The 16,544-nt window shown below is 59.6% G+C and carries 14 protein-coding genes; all 14 read left to right on the forward strand.

Annotated elements, in window-relative coordinates; all coding sequences use genetic code 11:
• Nucleotides 1-180 precede the first annotated feature (180 nt).
• Complete coding sequence (gene pyrH / locus DXT77_RS07290) at nt 181-924, forward strand: UMP kinase (protein WP_011332683.1); 744 nt, start codon at nt 181-183, stop codon at nt 922-924.
• Nucleotides 921-1,478 (forward strand): ribosome recycling factor, encoded by a 558-nt coding sequence (gene frr, locus DXT77_RS07295; protein ID WP_085688727.1) that lies wholly within the window; start codon nt 921-923, stop codon nt 1,476-1,478. Before pyrH ends, frr begins: the two co-directional genes overlap by 4 nt.
• Nucleotides 1,479-1,492: 14 nt before the next feature.
• Nucleotides 1,493-2,248 (forward strand): polyprenyl diphosphate synthase, encoded by a 756-nt coding sequence (uppS, locus tag DXT77_RS07300; protein ID WP_085712839.1) that lies wholly within the window; start codon nt 1,493-1,495, stop codon nt 2,246-2,248.
• On the forward strand, nt 2,248-3,054 hold the full coding sequence (locus tag DXT77_RS07305) for a phosphatidate cytidylyltransferase (RefSeq protein WP_085712840.1): 807 nt from the start codon (nt 2,248-2,250) through the stop codon (nt 3,052-3,054). Before uppS ends, DXT77_RS07305 begins: the two co-directional genes overlap by 1 nt.
• On the forward strand, nt 3,051-4,241 hold the full coding sequence (gene ispC / locus DXT77_RS07310; RefSeq protein ID WP_119427169.1) for a 1-deoxy-D-xylulose-5-phosphate reductoisomerase: 1,191 nt from the start codon (nt 3,051-3,053) through the stop codon (nt 4,239-4,241). The genes DXT77_RS07305 and ispC overlap by 4 nt, the downstream gene beginning before the upstream one ends.
• Nucleotides 4,242-4,296: 55 nt before the next feature.
• A complete protein-coding gene (rseP, locus tag DXT77_RS07315) occupies nt 4,297-5,649 on the forward strand; it encodes a sigma E protease regulator RseP (protein WP_119427170.1) in 1,353 nt (450 codons plus the stop codon).
• Between the two features lie 74 nt (nt 5,650-5,723).
• Nucleotides 5,724-8,111 carry an outer membrane protein assembly factor BamA gene (gene bamA, locus DXT77_RS07320; RefSeq protein WP_114881640.1) on the forward strand — a complete coding sequence of 796 codons (2,388 nt, stop codon included), beginning with the start codon at nt 5,724-5,726 and terminating at the stop codon, nt 8,109-8,111.
• 45 nt (nt 8,112-8,156) lie between these two features.
• Nucleotides 8,157-8,660 carry an OmpH family outer membrane protein gene (locus tag DXT77_RS07325; protein ID WP_003222140.1) on the forward strand — a complete coding sequence of 168 codons (504 nt, stop codon included), beginning with the start codon at nt 8,157-8,159 and terminating at the stop codon, nt 8,658-8,660.
• Nucleotides 8,661-8,663: 3 nt separating this feature from the next.
• The gene (lpxD, locus tag DXT77_RS07330) at nt 8,664-9,719 is read left to right on the forward strand and encodes a UDP-3-O-(3-hydroxymyristoyl)glucosamine N-acyltransferase (protein WP_119427171.1); all 1,056 of its coding nucleotides are present in this window, start codon (nt 8,664-8,666) and stop codon (nt 9,717-9,719) included.
• A 106-nt stretch (nt 9,720-9,825) separates the two neighbouring features.
• Entirely contained in the window at nt 9,826-10,266 is a 441-nt protein-coding gene (gene fabZ, locus DXT77_RS07335; protein ID WP_003222142.1) for a 3-hydroxyacyl-ACP dehydratase FabZ, read from the forward strand.
• The gene (lpxA, locus tag DXT77_RS07340) at nt 10,263-11,039 is read left to right on the forward strand and encodes an acyl-ACP--UDP-N-acetylglucosamine O-acyltransferase (RefSeq protein WP_085712845.1); all 777 of its coding nucleotides are present in this window, start codon (nt 10,263-10,265) and stop codon (nt 11,037-11,039) included. The genes fabZ and lpxA overlap by 4 nt, the downstream gene beginning before the upstream one ends.
• Before the next feature lie 2 nt (nt 11,040-11,041).
• Entirely contained in the window at nt 11,042-12,172 is a 1,131-nt protein-coding gene (gene lpxB / locus DXT77_RS07345; RefSeq protein WP_119427172.1) for a lipid-A-disaccharide synthase, read from the forward strand.
• Nucleotides 12,173-12,183: 11 nt separating this feature from the next.
• Nucleotides 12,184-12,810 (forward strand): ribonuclease HII, encoded by a 627-nt coding sequence (gene rnhB / locus DXT77_RS07350; protein ID WP_085712847.1) that lies wholly within the window; start codon nt 12,184-12,186, stop codon nt 12,808-12,810.
• A gap of 76 nt (nt 12,811-12,886) precedes the next feature.
• Nucleotides 12,887-16,408, forward strand: a complete 3,522-nt coding sequence (gene dnaE / locus DXT77_RS07355) for a DNA polymerase III subunit alpha (RefSeq protein WP_119427173.1) — start codon at nt 12,887-12,889, stop codon at nt 16,406-16,408.
• The last annotated feature ends 136 nt before the right edge of the window (nt 16,409-16,544 follow it).

Raw genomic sequence — 16,544 nt, forward strand, 5'->3', positions numbered from 1 at the left:
GCTGCCCGCTCACGCGCGCAGCCTCTTTTCAGATAGGGTTACCAATTTTTAATTGGTTTCCCCTTGGAACTGACTTACAAAGCCATGTTCCGATGGCGCTGAAGCAGCGCCACGCTAGAGTGAACGCAGCTGCAAACAGCTCGCAAAGAATTTTTAAATACGCCGCAGGAGAGATTCGCAATGGCTCAGCAGGGCAGTGGTTATCAGGCTCGCTATAAACGCATTCTACTCAAGCTTAGCGGCGAGGCCCTGATGGGCTCGGAAGAGTTCGGGATCGATCCGAAAGTGCTGGACCGCATGGCGCTGGAAGTCGGCCAGCTGGTCGGCATCGGCGTTCAGGTCGGTCTGGTGATCGGCGGCGGCAACCTGTTCCGCGGTGAAGCGCTGAGCAAGGCCGGCATGGATCGGGTCACCGGCGACCACATGGGCATGCTGGCCACTGTGATGAACGCCCTGGCCATGCGCGATGCGCTGGAACGTGCCAATATCTCGGCCATCGTGATGTCGGCCATTTCCATGGTCGGTGTGACCGATCACTATGATCGTCGCAAGGCCATGCGCCACCTGAACTCCAAGGACGTGGTGATTTTCGCGGCCGGTACCGGCAATCCGTTCTTTACCACGGATTCGGCAGCCTGCCTGCGTGCCATCGAGATCGACGCGGACGTCGTGCTCAAGGCAACCAAGGTCGATGGCGTCTACACCGCCGACCCGTTCAAAGACCCGCATGCCGAGAAGTTCGATCATCTGACTTACGATGAAGTACTGGATCGCAAGCTGGGCGTAATGGATCTGACGGCCATCTGCCTGTGCCGCGACCACAAGATGCCATTGCGCGTATTCAACATGAACAAGCCCGGCGCCCTGCTGAACATCGTGCACGGCGGCGCTGAAGGAACCCTGATCGAGGAAGTTCAACAATGATCAACGAAATCAAGAAAGACGCCCAAGAGCGCATGAAGAAGTCGATCGAGTCGCTGAGTCATGCATTCGGCCAGATTCGTACCGGCAAGGCTCACCCGAGCATTCTGGGTAGCGTGATGGTGCCTTACTACGGTGCCGATACCCCTTTGAGCGGTGTTGCGAACGTTACGGTGAAAGACTCCCGGACCCTGCAGGTCGTGCCGTTCGAGCGCAACATGCTCACGGCGGTCGACAAGGCGATCATGAACGCCGGTCTGAACCTCAATCCGACCAACCTTGGCGAGCTGCTGCTGGTTTCCATGCCGGCGCTGACCGAAGAAACCCGCAAGGGCTTCACCAAGCAGGCGCGCGCAGCGGCTGAAGATGCTCGTGTTGCCGTGCGCAACATTCGCCGCGATGCACTGGGTGACTTGAAAAAGCTGGTCAAGGACAAGGAAATCAGCGAAGACGAAGAGCGCCGTGCGGCGGCTGATATCCAGAAGCTGACCGACAAGGCTGAAGCTGATATCGACGCGGCTACCAAGGAAAAAGAAGCGGATCTGATGGCCGTATAAGGGTCGAGCTTTAAATGGAAAAGACCAAGCAGACTGCGCCGTCCGCGGTGCCGCGCCATGTCGCGATCATCATGGATGGCAACAATCGCTGGGCGAAAAAACGCTTTATGCCGGGTGTCGCCGGGCATAAAGCGGGTGTAGATGCTGTGCGGGCGGTGATCGAGGTGTGTGCCGAGGCCGGGGTCGAGGTGTTGACGCTGTTCGCCTTCTCCAGTGAAAACTGGCAGCGCCCGGCCGATGAGGTCAGTGCCCTGATGGATCTGTTCTTCAAGGCGCTGCGTCGTGAGGCCAAGCGCCTCAATGACAACAACATCAGCCTGCGCATCATTGGTGACCGTTCGCGGTTTCATCCCGAGCTTCAGGCCGCCATGCGTGAAGCTGAGGCAATGACTGCGGGTGCCAATCGCTTCATCCTGCAGATCGCCGCCAACTACGGCGGTCAGTGGGATATCGCGCAAGCTGCGCAGCGCCTGGCTCGTGAAGTTCAGGCCGGGCACCTGCGGCCGGAAGACATCACGCCTGATCTGCTGCAAACCTGTCTGGCGACCGGCGACCTGCCGTTGCCGGACTTGTGCATCCGTACGGGCGGCGAGCACCGCATCAGCAACTTCCTGCTGTGGCAACTGGCCTATGCCGAGTTGTATTTCTCCGACCTGTTCTGGCCGGACTTCAAACACGATGCCATGCGTAACGCACTGGCCGATTTCGCTTCGCGTCAGCGTCGTTTCGGTAAAACGAGCGAGCAGATCGAAGCTGGAGCCCGGGTTTAATGCTTAAACAACGAATCATCACTGCGCTGATCCTGCTGCCGATCGCACTGGGCGGATTTTTCCTGCTCGAGGGTTCCGGTTTTGCGCTGTTCATCGGCCTGGTTGTCAGTCTGGGTGCCTGGGAATGGGCGCGCCTGGCCGGTTTCACCGCGCAATCGTTTCGCGTTGGTTATGCGGCAGTCGTCGCGCTGATGCTGTTCGTCATGTACATCCTGCCGGGGCTGGCGCCCTGGGTGCTCGGTGCTTCGGTGATCTGGTGGGCGGTAGCGACCTGGCTGGTGTTGACCTATCCGCGCTCCAGCGAGCGCTGGGCCAGTGCCGCCAGCAAGCTGGTGATCGGTCTGCTGATTCTCCTGCCGGCCTGGCAGGGGCTGGTTCAGATCAAGCAATACCCGCTGGGTAACTGGTTGATCATGGCGGTGATGGTGCTGGTCTGGGGCGCCGATATCGGGGCCTACTTTTCCGGACGTGCATTCGGCAAGCGCAAGCTGGCCCCGCAAGTCAGCCCGGGCAAAAGCTGGGAAGGCGTGTATGGCGGCCTGGCGCTGAGCCTCGTCATCACCACGCTGGTCGCTCTGTTTCGTGACTGGACAGTGGCGCAACTGTTCAAAGGCCTGATTGGCGCTGCGCTGATCGTGTTCATCTCGGTGGTGGGCGATCTGACTGAAAGCATGTTCAAGCGTCAGTCCGGTATCAAGGACAGCAGCAATCTGCTGCCGGGTCATGGCGGCATACTGGATCGCATAGACAGCTTGACCGCCGCGATCCCGGTATTCGCCGTGCTGTTGTGGATGGCTGCACCGTGAGCCGGCCGCAACAGGTTACCGTTCTGGGGGCAACCGGCTCGATCGGTCTGAGCACTCTGGATGTCATCGCTCGTCACCCTGACCGTTATCAGGTATTTGCACTCAGTGGCTTTACGCGTCTGAGCGAGCTGTTTGCCTTGTGCGTACGCCATGTGCCGCAGTTCGCTGTGGTGCCGGAAGTCGTGGCAGCCCGTGGTTTGCAAGACGATTTGCGTGCCGCCGGTCTGTCGACCCGTGTGCTGGTGGGTGAGGAAGGTCTGTGTCAGGTCGCGGCAGCCCCTGAGGTGGATGCCGTGATGGCGGCCATCGTCGGCGCCGCCGGCCTGCGCCCGACCCTCGCCGCTGTCGAGGCGGGCAAGAAAATTCTCCTGGCGAACAAGGAGGCGCTGGTCATGTCGGGCGCCTTGTTCATGGAGGCTGTGCGCAAAAGTGGTTCGGTCCTGCTGCCCATCGACAGTGAACACAATGCGATTTTCCAGTGCATGCCCCAGGATTTTGCTCGTGGATTGAGCAATGTCGGCGTGCGTCGGATTTTGCTGACGGCCTCGGGCGGTCCTTTCCGGCAGACGCCGATGGCCGAACTGGCGCATGTTTCTCCCGACCAGGCCTGTGCCCATCCTAACTGGTCCATGGGTCGCAAGATTTCCGTGGATTCGGCCAGCATGATGAACAAGGGGCTCGAACTGATCGAAGCCTGCTGGCTGTTCGATGCCCGGCCGTCGCAAGTCGAAGTGGTGATCCATCCACAGAGCGTGATTCACTCTCTGGTCGACTACGTAGATGGTTCGGTACTGGCGCAGTTGGGTAATCCCGACATGCGTACGCCGATCGCCAATGCGCTGGCCTGGCCTGAACGCATTGATTCGGGCGTGGCGCCACTGGACCTGTTTGCCATCGCGCGCCTGGACTTCGAAGCGCCCGATGAAGAACGCTTCCCGTGCCTGCGGCTCGCCCGTCAGGCTGCCGAGGCCGGCGACAGTGCACCTGCCATGCTCAATGCCGCGAATGAAGTCGCGGTGGCGGCGTTTCTCGACGGGCGGGTTCGCTACCTCGAAATCGCGAGTATCATCGAGGAAGTCTTGAACCTCGAGCCGGTGGTTGCTCTGAATGATCTCGATGCGGTGTTCACGGCGGACGCGGCAGCACGTACGCTCGCCGGGCAGTGGCTGACTCGTCACGGTCGATAGACCCTGTGCGGTACATGGCTTCACGCGGCATAGAACAGGATTGCGGAGAAAGTAGATGAGCGCGCTCTATATGATTGCCGGCACCCTGATCGCCCTGGGTGTGCTGGTCACCTTTCACGAATTCGGCCACTTCTGGGTCGCGCGTCGCTGTGGCGTCAAGGTCCTGCGTTTTTCCGTGGGCTTCGGCATGCCATTGCTGCGCTGGCATGACAAGCAGGGGACCGAGTTTGTCGTCGCTGCCATTCCGTTGGGTGGCTACGTCAAGATGCTCGATGAGCGTGAAGGTGAAGTGCCCGCTGATCAGCTTCATTTGTCTTTCAATCGAAAGTCCGTTCGTCAGCGTATTGCTATCGTGGCTGCTGGCCCGGTCGCCAACTTCCTGCTGGCCATGGTGTTCTTCTGGGTGCTGGCCATGCTCGGCAGCGAACAGGTACGTCCCGTCATCGGTGCTGTCGAGTCCGGCAGTATCGCTGCGAAAGCCGGTCTGAATGCAGGTCAGGAAATCGTTGCCATCGACGGCGAGCCGACTTCGGGCTGGGCAGCGGTCAATCTGCAACTGGTACGTCGCCTGGGGGAAAGCGGTTCCTTGCAGGTGTTGGTGCGTGAGCAGGGCTCTACGGCTGATTCGCCGCGTGAGCTTGCGCTGGATCACTGGCTCAAGGGTGCTGACGAGCCGGATCCGATTCGCTCTCTGGGTATCCGTCCATGGCGTCCTGCTTTGCCGCCGATTCTCGCTGAGCTCGATCCGAAAGGCCCGGCGCAGGCGGCCGGGTTGAAGACCGGTGACCGTCTGCTGGCGCTGGACGGCAAGGCGCTGGATGACTGGCAGCAAGTGGTCGACACCGTTCGTACGCGTCCTGATACCAAAATCATGCTGCACGTCGAGCGCGACGGTGCTCAAATCGACGTCCCCGTGACGCTGGCGGCGCGCGGCGAGAGCAAGTCGCCAAGCGGTTACCTGGGGGCGGGAGTGAAAGCTGTCGACTGGCCACGGGAGATGATCCGCGAGGTCAGTTATGGTCCTTTGGCCGCGATTGGCGAGGGTGCCCGTCGTACCTGGACCATGAGTGTCCTGACGCTGGATTCACTGAAGAAAATGCTGTTCGGCGAGCTCTCGGTAAAAAACTTGAGTGGACCGATAACCATTGCTAAAGTGGCGGGCGCTTCTGCCCAGTCGGGCGTTGCTGATTTCCTGAATTTCCTTGCTTATCTGAGTATTAGCCTGGGGGTTCTGAATTTGCTGCCTATTCCTGTACTGGATGGGGGGCATTTGTTGTTTTATCTGATCGAGTGGGCGCGTGGTCGTCCCTTGTCGGATCGGGTGCAAGGTTGGGGGATACAGATCGGTATCAGTTTGGTGGTCGGGGTGATGTTGCTTGCTCTGGTCAACGATCTGGGTCGACTGTAACGCTTCGCTGAATTGCGAATCTGCCGCATTTTGCGGCAGTTTGTTTATTGCCAGTTGGAATAAGAAAGGACTTCATGAAACGTCTGCTGCTAACTGCGGTTCTCACCGTATTGATGATCGCCGAAGTTCACGCCGAGTCCTTCACTATCTCTGATATTCGCGTCAACGGCCTCCAGCGGGTCTCCGCGGGTAGCGTCTTTGGTGCCTTGCCGTTGAACGTCGGCGAGCAGGCGGATGATCGTCGCCTGGTGGAATCCACTCGTGCGTTGTTCAAAACCGGTTTCTTTCAAGATATCCAGCTGGGCCGCGAAGGCAACGTTCTGGTGATCACGGTCGTTGAACGTCCATCGGTCGCGAGCATCGAGATCGAAGGCAACAAGGCGATCTCCACCGAAGACCTGATGAAGGGCCTCAAGCAATCCGGTCTGGCCGAAGGCGAGATCTTCCAGCGTGCGACCCTCGAAGGCGTGCGTAACGAGCTGCAACGCCAGTACGTTGCGCAAGGTCGTTACTCGGCTACCGTCGATACCGAAGTGGTATCGCAGCCGCGCAACCGTGTCGGCCTGAAAGTGAAGATCAACGAAGGCACCGTCGCCGCCATTCAGCACATCAACGTGGTGGGCAACACGGTTTTCCCTGAGGAAGACCTGACCGACCTGTTCGAACTGAAGACCACCAACTGGCTGTCGTTCTTCAAGAACGATGACAAGTACGCCCGTGAAAAGCTTTCCGGTGACCTGGAACGTCTGCGTTCCTACTACCTGGACCGCGGCTATATCAACATGGATATCGCTTCGACCCAGGTGTCCATCACCCCGGACAAGAAGCACGTCTACATCACCGTCAACGTCAACGAAGGCGAGAAGTACACCGTTCGTGACGTCAAGCTCAGCGGTGACCTGAAAGTCCCTGAAGACCAGGTCAAGTCGCTGCTGCTGGTGCAAAAGGGCCAGGTGTTTTCGCGCAAGCTGATGACCACCACCTCGGAACTGATCACCCGTCGTCTGGGTAACGAGGGTTACACCTTCGCCAACGTCAATGGCGTTCCGCAGCCGCACGATGACGACCACACCGTAGACATCCTGTTCGCTGTCGATCCGGGCAAGCGTGCCTATGTCAATCGCATCAACTTCCGTGGCAACACCAAGTCCGAAGACGAAGTGCTGCGCCGTGAAATGCGTCAGATGGAAGGTGGCTGGGCTTCGACGTACCTGATCGACCAGTCCAAGACCCGTCTTGAGCGTCTGGGCTTCTTCAAGGAAGTCAACGTCGAGACTCCGGCTGTTCCGGGCGTCGACGACCAGGTTGACGTGAACTATGCGGTTGAAGAGCAGGCTTCCGGTTCGATCACTGCCAGCGTCGGTTTTGCCCAGAGTGCCGGTCTGATCCTCGGTGGCTCGATCACCCAGAACAACTTCCTCGGTACCGGTAACCGCGTCAGCGTCGGCCTGACCCGTAGCCAATACCAGAGCCGTTACAACTTCGGCTACGTTGACCCCTACTGGACCGCCGATGGCGTGAGCCTGGGTTATAACGCGTTCTATCGCACCACCGACTACAAAGACCTCGACGTCGACGTAGCAAGCTATGCGGTAGACAGCCTGGGCGCCGGCGTGAACGTCGGTTATCCGATCAGCGAGACTTCGCGCCTGACCTTCGGCCTTTCCGCTCAACAGGACAAGATCAAGACCGGTACCTACACCGTTGACGAGATTTTCGACTTCGTTAAGCGCGAGGGCGACCAGTACCTGAACTTCAAGGCGTCGGCCGGCTGGTCCGAGTCCACTCTGAACAAAGGCGTGCTGCCAACCCGCGGTCGCTCGCAGAGCCTGACCCTGGAAACGACGATTCCTGGCAGTGACCTGTCGTTCTACAAACTGGATTACCGTGGCCAGCTGTTCCAGCCACTGACCGAAAACTACACCCTGCGTCTGCACACCGAGCTGGGTTATGGCGACGGTTACGGTTCGACGGACGGCTTGCCGTTCTATGAGAACTACTATGCTGGTGGTTTCAACTCGGTACGTGGTTTCAAAGACAGTACCCTGGGTCCGCGCAGTACGCCGAGCCGCGGTCAGGCGGTTACCGGTAACGCCGGTACGCTTGCCGACCCGGATCAGGATCCGCTGCCATTCGGTGGTAACGTGTTGATCCAGGGTGGTGTCGAGGTGTTGTTCCCGCTGCCGTTCGTGAAGGATCAGCGTTCGTTGCGTACATCGGTATTCTGGGACGTCGGTAACGTGTTTGACTCGACTTGCAAGTCGACCACCAACGCCGATGGTTCCAAGGCCAATACACAGTGCAACGACATCAGCCTGAGCAACATGGCCAGTTCCGTCGGTGTCGGCGTGACCTGGGTTACCGCACTGGGTCCTTTGAGCTTCGCGTTGGCCACACCGATCAAGAAACCGGATAACGCTGAAACTCAAGTGTTCCAATTCTCCCTCGGCCAGACGTTCTAAGCGTCTGACCCAAGATAACGACAATGGATTTTGTAGGAGTGCATCGTGCGTAAGTTGACTCAATTGGTTCTCCTGGCCTCCGTACTGGTGGCAGGCCCGGCATTTGCCGACATGAAAATCGCTGTTCTGAACTATCAGATGGCTCTGCTGGAGTCCGATGCGGCCAAGAAGTACGCCGTGGATGCCGAGAAGAAGTTCGGTCCTCAACTGACCAAGCTGAAGACGCTGGAAAGCAGCGCCAAGGGTATCCAGGATCGTCTGATGGCGGGCGGCGACAAGATGCAGCAGGGCGAGCGTGAGCGTCTGGAGCTGGAATTCAAGCAAAAGGCCCGTGACTTCCAGTTCCAGTCCAAGGAACTGAACGAAGCCAAAGCTGTTGCTGACCGTGAAATGCTCAAGCAGCTCAAGCCGAAACTGGATAGCGCAGTGGAAGAAGTCATCAAGAAAGGTGGTTTTGACCTGGTGTTCGAGCGTGGCGCAGTGATCGATGTCAAACCTCAGTACGACATCACGCGCCAGGTCATCGAGCGCATGAATCAGCTGAAGTAACCCATGACCGTGACTATCAAACTCGGCCAGCTGGCCGAGTTCCTCGGTGCCACCCTGAGTGGCGATCCCGAGAAGCAAATTACTGGGCTAGCCACCTTGCAGGAGGCTGGCCCAGCTCAGTTGAGCTTTCTGGCAAACCCTCAATACCGCAAATACCTGGCCGGCTCGCAAGCGGCGGCATTGCTGCTCAAGGCGGCTGATGCCGAAGGTTATGCCGGGAATGCGTTGGTGGTGCCGGATCCTTATCTGGCTTACGCACGCATTTCTCACCTGTTCGATCCGAAGCCGAAAGCTGCAGCCGGTATCCATCCGTCGGCAGTGATCGCTCCGGATGCCGTGGTCGATCCGACTGCCAGCATCGGTCCCTTTGTGGTGATCGAGGCAGGTGCACGGATCGGGGCGGGCGTGACGCTCGGCGCACATTGCGTTGTCGGTGCCCGCAGCGAAATCGGCGAAGGCGGCTGGCTGGCTCCGCGTGTCACGCTGTATCACGACGTACGTATCGGCAAGCGAGTGGTGATTCAGTCAGGTGCAGTGCTTGGTGGTGAGGGTTTCGGCTTTGCCAACGAGAAAGGCATCTGGCAGAAAATCGCCCAGATCGGAGGCGTGACCATCGGCGACGATGTGGAGATCGGCGTGAACACCGCCATCGACCGCGGTGCGTTGGCCGATACCGTGATCGGCAACGGCGTCAAGCTCGACAACCAGATTCAGATCGCCCACAACGTTCAGGTCGGTGATCACACTGCCATGGCCGCGTGCGTGGGGATTTCCGGCAGCACCAGGATCGGCAAGCACTGCATGCTCGCCGGTGGTGTCGGCCTGGTAGGGCACATCGATATTTGCGACAACGTATTCCTGACCGGGATGACCATGGTGACTCACTCGATTACCGAGCCGGGCGCCTATTCTTCCGGTACGGCCATGCAGCCGGCTGCCGAGTGGCGCAAAAGCGCGGCACGCATCCGTCAGCTCGATGACATCGCGCGACGCTTGCGACAGCTGGAAAAGCAGGCAGGGGAAGTGACCCCTGGCGGTAACGCTTCATCTGAAGGCTGATACCATTTCCATATCAAGTGTGCACAGCCTCTGGACTGCCTCCTTGATTTGCTAGAGGAGTGCGCGTCAGTCGCGCTCCCAATCTTTACATAGGCTTCCCCCCGAAATGATGGACATCAACGAGATTCGCGAATACCTGCCTCACCGTTACCCGTTCCTGCTGGTGGACCGGGTGGTGGAACTGGATACGGAAGGCAAGCGCATTCGCGCCTACAAGAATGTCAGCATCAACGAACCGTTCTTCAATGGCCACTTTCCTGCGCACCCGATCATGCCGGGCGTGTTGATCATTGAAGCAATGGCTCAGGCTGCCGGGATCCTCGGTTTCAAGATGCTCGATGTGAAACCGGCCGATGGCACCCTCTACTATTTCGTCGGTTCCGACAAACTGCGTTTCCGTCAGCCGGTGCTGCCGGGTGACCAGTTGATCCTCGAAGCCAAGTTCATCAGCTGCAAGCGTCAGATCTGGAAGTTCGAATGCCAGGCTTCGGTCGATGGCAAGCCGGTCTGCTCCGCTGAAATCATCTGTGCGGAACGCAAGCTATGAGTTTGATTGACCCTCGCGCAATCATCGATCCTTCGGCCGTACTGGCCGAGGGTGTCGAGGTCGGCCCGTGGTCGATCATCGGCGCAGGTGTGGAAATCGGCGAGGGAACAGTGATCGGGCCGCACGTGATCCTCAAAGGTCCGACCCGAATCGGCAAGCACAATCGCATCTACCAGTTTTCCTCGGTAGGCGAAGACACGCCGGATCTCAAGTACAAGGGTGAAGAAACCCGTCTGGTGATCGGTGACCATAACGTTATCCGTGAAGGCGTGACGATTCACCGTGGCACGGTTCAGGATCGCTCGGAAACCACCCTGGGCGATCACAACCTGATCATGGCTTACGCCCACATCGGTCACGACAGTGTCATCGGCAACCATTGCATTCTGGTCAACAACACGGCACTTGCCGGCCACGTGCATGTCGAGGATTGGGCGATCCTGTCCGGCTTCACGCTGGTGCATCAGTATTGCCACATCGGTGCCCACAGCTTTTCCGGCATGGGAACGGCCATCGGCAAGGACGTCCCGGCGTTCGTTACGGTGTTCGGCAACCCGGCCGAAGCGCGCAGCATGAATTTTGAAGGCATGCGTCGTCGTGGTTTCAGCGAGGATGCCATTCACGCCCTGCGCCGCGCCTACAAAACCGTTTATCGCCAGGGGCTGACTGTCGAGCAAGCGCTGGCCGAACTGGCCGAGCCCGCCGCCCAGTTCCCGGAAGTCGCGGTGTTCCGTGACTCCATCCAGTCGTCGTCTCGCGGCATCACTCGCTGATCATGGCCAATCTGCGTATTGCGCTGGTGGCGGGTGAGGCTTCCGGCGATATTCTGGGCGCCGGTCTGATGCGTGCCCTCAAGGCACAGCATCCGGCGGTCGAGTTTATCGGCGTCGGCGGCCCCCTGATGCAGGCCGAGGGCCTGAAATCCTATTTCCCCATGGAGCGCCTGTCGGTCATGGGGTTGGTCGAGGTTCTCGGTCGGCTGCGTGAGCTGCTCAAGCGCCGCAAAGACCTGATCGCCACCCTGATCGCCCAGAAGCCGGACGTGTTCATCGGCATCGATGCGCCGGATTTCAACCTCAATATCGAACTCAAGCTGCGTCAGGCCGGAATCAAGACCGTGCACTACGTCAGCCCGTCGGTATGGGCGTGGCGGCAGAAGCGGGTGCTGAAAATCCGCGAAGGCTGCGACCTGATGCTCACGCTGCTGCCGTTCGAAGCCAGGTTTTACGAAGAGAAGGGCGTGCCGGTGCGATTCGTCGGCCATACGCTGGCCGATACCATTCCACTGGAAGCCGATCGCGCCGCTGCGCGAGCCGAACTGGGTTTGCCTGACGGTCCGCTGGTGGCTTTGATGCCGGGCAGCCGGGGCGGCGAAGTCAGTCGTCTGGGTGCGCTGTTTCTCGATACCGCCGAACGCCTGCGAACCTTGCGTCCGGGTTTGCGCTTCGTCATTCCATGTGCCAACCCGGAGCGTCGTGCCCAGATTGAAGAACTGTTGGCCGGTCGCGATTTGCCAGTGACCCTGCTCGACGGCAAGTCCCATCTGGCGCTGGCAGCGTGCAACGCGGTCCTGATCGCGTCGGGCACGGCGACCCTTGAGGCGCTGCTCTACAAGCGCCCGATGGTCGTGGCCTACCGTCTTGCGCCGCTGACGTTCTGGATTCTCAAGCGCATGGTCAAGAGTCCGTATGTCTCTCTGCCGAACCTGCTGGCACAGCGACTGCTGGTACCGGAATTGTTGCAGGATGACGCGACGGTCGAAGCCTTGGCCCAGACCCTGTCGCCGCTGATCGACGGCGGTGAAGAACAGACTCGTGGCTTCGATGAAATCCACCGCACCCTGCGCCTGGACGCCTCCAATCAGGCGGCTGACGCCGTTCTGAACCTGATCGGTCAAACACGATGAGCAAGACAAGCATGCAGATGGGCCTGGATTTCACTTTGGTCGCCGAAGTCGAAGAATTGGTGGCCGGCGTTGATGAGGTCGGTCGCGGCCCGTTGTGCGGTGCGGTCGTTACGGCAGCGGTGATCCTCGACCCGAACCGGCCGATTCTTGGTCTCAACGACTCGAAAAAGCTGACCGAAGCCAAGCGTGAAAAGCTCTACGACGAAATCTGCGAAAAGGCGTTGAGCTGGTGCATCGCCCGCGCCGAAGTCGAAGAAATCGACGAACTGAACATCCTGCACGCCACCATGCTGGCCATGCAGCGGGCCGTCGCGGGTCTGCATATCCAGCCGAAACTGGCGATGATCGACGGCAACCGCTGCCCGAAACTGCCGATGCGTTCCGAAGCGGTGGTCAAGGGCGACAGCAAGGTACCGGCCATCGCCGCCGCATCGATTCTGGCCAAGGTCAGCCGCGACCGCGAGATGGCGGCGTTCGAGTTGATCTACCCGGGTTACGGCATCGGCGGCCATAAAGGCTATCCGACGCCCGTTCATCTGGAAGCGCTGGTGCGCCTCGGGCCGACGCCGATTCACCGGCGTTCGTTTGCCCCCGTGCGGCAGGCTTACGAGGCGCTTGAAGGTCTCACGCAGGTTTAGCGGCGAGGCTGATGTTTTTTTCGGGGCCCGGTACAATCCGGGCCTTGTTGTCTCTATGTAACTGGACAGGATCACTATGCCGGCTTCATTCGTTCATCTACGCCTGCACACTGAATACTCCCTGGTCGACGGGCTGGTGCGGATCAAGCCGCTGGTCAAGGCCCTGACCGGCATGGGCATGCCGGCCGTTGCGGTTACCGACCAGAACAACATGTGTTCGCTGGTCAAATTCTATAAAAACACCATGGGCGCCGGGATCAAGCCGATCTGCGGCGCCGACCTGTGGCTGTCGAACAAGGACCCGGACGGGCCTTTGAGCCGCATCAGCCTGTTGGTCATGAATGCTCAGGGCTATCGCAACCTCACCGAACTGATTTCCCGTGGCTTCATCGACGGTCAGCGCAACGGCATGGTCATCATCGAGCGCGAGTGGGTCGCCGAGGCCAACGAAGGACTGATCATGCTGTCCGCCGCGAAAGAAGGCGAGATCGGCATGGCGATGATCGGCGGCAACCCCGCCGAGGCCGAAGTCCTGACCCGTGAGTGGATGTCGGTCTTCCCGGATCGTTTCTATCTGGAAATCCAGCGTACCAATCGCCCGAACGACGAAGAGCAACTGCACGGAGCTGTGGCCCTGGCCGAGAAACTCGGCGCGCCGCTGGTCGCCACCAACGATGTGCGCTTCATCAAGCAGGAAGACTTCGCCGCCCACGAAACCCGCGTCTGCATCGGTGAGGGCCGGGCCCTCGACGACCCGCGTCGTTCGAAGAATTACAGCGACCAGCAGTACCTGAAAAGCGCCGAGGAAATGGCCGAGCTGTTCAGCGACCTGCCCGACGCGGTGGAAAACACCGTCGAGATCGCCAAGCGCTGCAACATCGACGTGAAGCTGGGCAAGCACTTCCTGCCGGACTATCCGATTCCCGATGGCATGACCATCGACGAGTATTTCCGCAAGGTGTCGTTCGATGGTCTGGACGAGCGCCTCAGCGTGCTGCTGCCCAAGGACACCACCGAAGATTACGAGGCCAAGCGCCAGGTCTATGTCGACCGGCTGAATTTCGAGCTGGATATCATCATCCAGATGGGATTCCCCGGTTACTTCCTGATCGTGATGGACTTTATCCAGTGGGCCAAGAACAACGGCGTGCCGGTGGGCCCGGGCCGGGGGTCGGGTGCCGGATCGCTGGTGGCCTATGTGCAGAAGATCACCGACCTCGACCCGCTGGAATACGACCTTCTTTTCGAACGTTTCCTTAACCCGGAACGGGTATCCATGCCCGACTTCGACGTCGACTTCTGCATGGACGGCCGCGACCGGGTAATCGACTACGTGGCCGAAAAATATGGCCGCAACGCCGTAAGCCAGATCATCACCTTCGGTTCCATGGCGGCCAAGGCTGTGGTGCGGGACGTGGCGCGGGCCCAGGGCAAGTCGTTCGGTCTGGCGGATCGTCTCTCGAAGATGATTCCGTTCGAAGTCGGCATGACCCTGGAAAAAGCCTACGAGCAGGAAGAAATCCTGCGCGACTTCATCAAGGTCGATGAAGAAGCGGCGGAAATCTGGGAGATGGCGCGCAAACTCGAAGGCGTGGTGCGTAACGTCGGTAAACACGCCGGCGGTGTAGTGATCGCGCCGACCAAACTGACCGACTTCTCGCCGATCTATTGCGACGAGGCCGGCGACGGTCTGGTGACCCAGTTCGACAAGGATGACGTGGAAGCAGCGGGTCTGGTGAAGTTCGACTTCCTTGGCCTGCGCACCCTGACGATCATCGACTGGGCGCTGAAAACCATCAACCGCGACCGCGCCAAGGTCAACGAGCCGCCGCTGGATATCGCGTTCATCCCGCTGGATGACAAGCCGACCTATCAGTTGCTGCAAAAAGCTGAAACCACCGCGGTGTTCCAGCTTGAATCCCGTGGCATGAAAGAGCTGATCAAAAAGCTCAAGCCCGACTGCCTCGAAGACCTTATCGCACTGGTGGCCCTGTTCCGTCCGGGGCCGCTGCAGTCCGGCATGGTGGATGACTTCATCAACCGCAAGCACGGTCGCGCTGAACTGGCGTATCCGCACCCGGATTACCAGTACGAAGGCTTGCAGCCGGTGCTGGCACCGACCTACGGCATCATCCTGTATCAGGAACAGGTGATGCAGATCGCCCAGGTCATGGCCGGTTACACCCTTGGTGGTGCGGACATGCTGCGTCGGGCGATGGGTAAGAAGAAACCCGAGGAAATGGCCAAGCAACGTGGCGGTTTCATCGAGGGTTGTGCGTCGAACAATATCGACGCGGATCTAGCCGGTAACATTTTCGACCTGGTAGAGAAATTCGCCGGTTACGGCTTCAACAAATCCCACTCCGCCGCTTACGGTCTGGTGTCGTACCAGACTGCCTGGCTGAAAGCCCATTACCCGGCGCCGTTCATGGCTGCGGTACTGTCGGCGGATATGCATAACACCGACAAGGTCGTGACCTTGATCGAAGAAGTGCGCACGATGAAGCTGCGCCTCGACGCGCCGGATGTGAACACTTCGGAGTTCAAGTTCACGGTGAACGACGAGGGCCGCATCGTGTATGGCCTGGGCGCGATCAAAGGCGTCGGCGAAGGCCCGGTGGAAGCGATTACCGAAGCCCGTCAGGCCGGTCCGTTCAAGGATCTGTTCGACTTCTGCGCCCGGGTCGACCTCAAGCGCATCAACAAGCGTACGCTGGACGGCTTGATCCGCAGCGGCGCGCTGGATCGCCTCGGCCCGTACTTCCATGACGAGCAAAAGGCGTATCAGGCCAACATCGACCGCAACCGCGCGGTGCTGCTGGCGGCGATGGAAGAGGCGATCAAGTCGGCCGAACAGACTGCACGCACCCGCGACAGTGGTCACGCCGACCTGTTCGGCGGGTTGTTTGTCGAGGAAGACGCAGACGTTTACGCGCTGCATCGCAAGGCCAAGGAGCTGACGCTCAAGGAACGCCTCAAGGGTGAAAAAGACACCCTCGGCCTGTACCTGACCGGTCACCCGATCGACGAATACGAAGGCGAAATCCGCCGTTTTGCCCGCCAGCGCATCATCGACCTGAAACCGGCCCGGGACACCCAGACCGTGGCGGGGATGATCATTGCCCTGCGGGTGATGAAGAACAAAAAGGGCGACAAGATGGGTTTCATCACCCTCGACGACCGCTCCGGGCGGATCGAGGCGTCGCTGTTTGCCGATGCGTTCCACTCCGCGCAATCGCTGCTGCAGACCGATGCGATGGTGGTGGTCGAAGGCGAGGTCAGCAACGATGACTTCTCCGGCGGCCTGCGCCTGCGGGTCAAGCGGGTGATGAGCATGGAAGATGCGCGCACCAATCTGGCCGAGAGCCTGCGCCTGAAGCTGCAGACTCAGGACCTGAAAGGCGATCAGCTACGCTGGTTGGGGGATTTGCTCAAGCGTCATCGCGGGGCGTGTCCGATCACCATGGAATACACCAGCCCGGATGCGAAGACCTTGCTGCAGTTTGGCGAGACCTGGCGGATCGACCCGGCGGATGCCTTGATTCAAGCCCTGCGTGACCAGTTCGGGCGAGACAACGTCTTCCTCCAATACCGTTGACCGGCAGGTGAGACCGAACCGCCTGCCCACAACCTGAATTTTTAATCTCGACCTCAGCGCGCCTCTCCCTTAAGGTAGGGCGCGAATAGACAACCGGCCGGCCCCAAGCTCACTTGGGACACGACCCAAGACGGAC

Source organism: Pseudomonas sp. 91RF (assembly GCF_003576265.1).
Taxonomy (GTDB): domain Bacteria; phylum Pseudomonadota; class Gammaproteobacteria; order Pseudomonadales; family Pseudomonadaceae; genus Aquipseudomonas; species Aquipseudomonas kribbensis.

What these genes read in the sequence shown, in the direction of transcription:
- pyrH (WP_011332683.1), top strand. Translation starts at nt 181, where the DNA reads ATGGCTCAGCAGGGCAGTGGTTATCAGGCTCGCTATAAACGCATTCTA.
- frr (WP_085688727.1), top strand. Translation starts at nt 921, where the DNA reads ATGATCAACGAAATCAAGAAAGACGCCCAAGAGCGCATGAAGAAGTCG.
- uppS (WP_085712839.1), top strand. Translation starts at nt 1,493, where the DNA reads ATGGAAAAGACCAAGCAGACTGCGCCGTCCGCGGTGCCGCGCCATGTC.
- DXT77_RS07305 (WP_085712840.1), top strand. Translation starts at nt 2,248, where the DNA reads ATGCTTAAACAACGAATCATCACTGCGCTGATCCTGCTGCCGATCGCA.
- rseP (WP_119427170.1), top strand. Translation starts at nt 4,297, where the DNA reads ATGAGCGCGCTCTATATGATTGCCGGCACCCTGATCGCCCTGGGTGTG.
- bamA (WP_114881640.1), top strand. Translation starts at nt 5,724, where the DNA reads ATGAAACGTCTGCTGCTAACTGCGGTTCTCACCGTATTGATGATCGCC.
- lpxD (WP_119427171.1), top strand. Translation starts at nt 8,664, where the DNA reads ATGACCGTGACTATCAAACTCGGCCAGCTGGCCGAGTTCCTCGGTGCC.
- fabZ (WP_003222142.1), top strand. Translation starts at nt 9,826, where the DNA reads ATGATGGACATCAACGAGATTCGCGAATACCTGCCTCACCGTTACCCG.
- lpxA (WP_085712845.1), top strand. Translation starts at nt 10,263, where the DNA reads ATGAGTTTGATTGACCCTCGCGCAATCATCGATCCTTCGGCCGTACTG.
- lpxB (WP_119427172.1), top strand. Translation starts at nt 11,042, where the DNA reads ATGGCCAATCTGCGTATTGCGCTGGTGGCGGGTGAGGCTTCCGGCGAT.
- rnhB (WP_085712847.1), top strand. Translation starts at nt 12,184, where the DNA reads ATGCAGATGGGCCTGGATTTCACTTTGGTCGCCGAAGTCGAAGAATTG.
- dnaE (WP_119427173.1), top strand. Translation starts at nt 12,887, where the DNA reads ATGCCGGCTTCATTCGTTCATCTACGCCTGCACACTGAATACTCCCTG.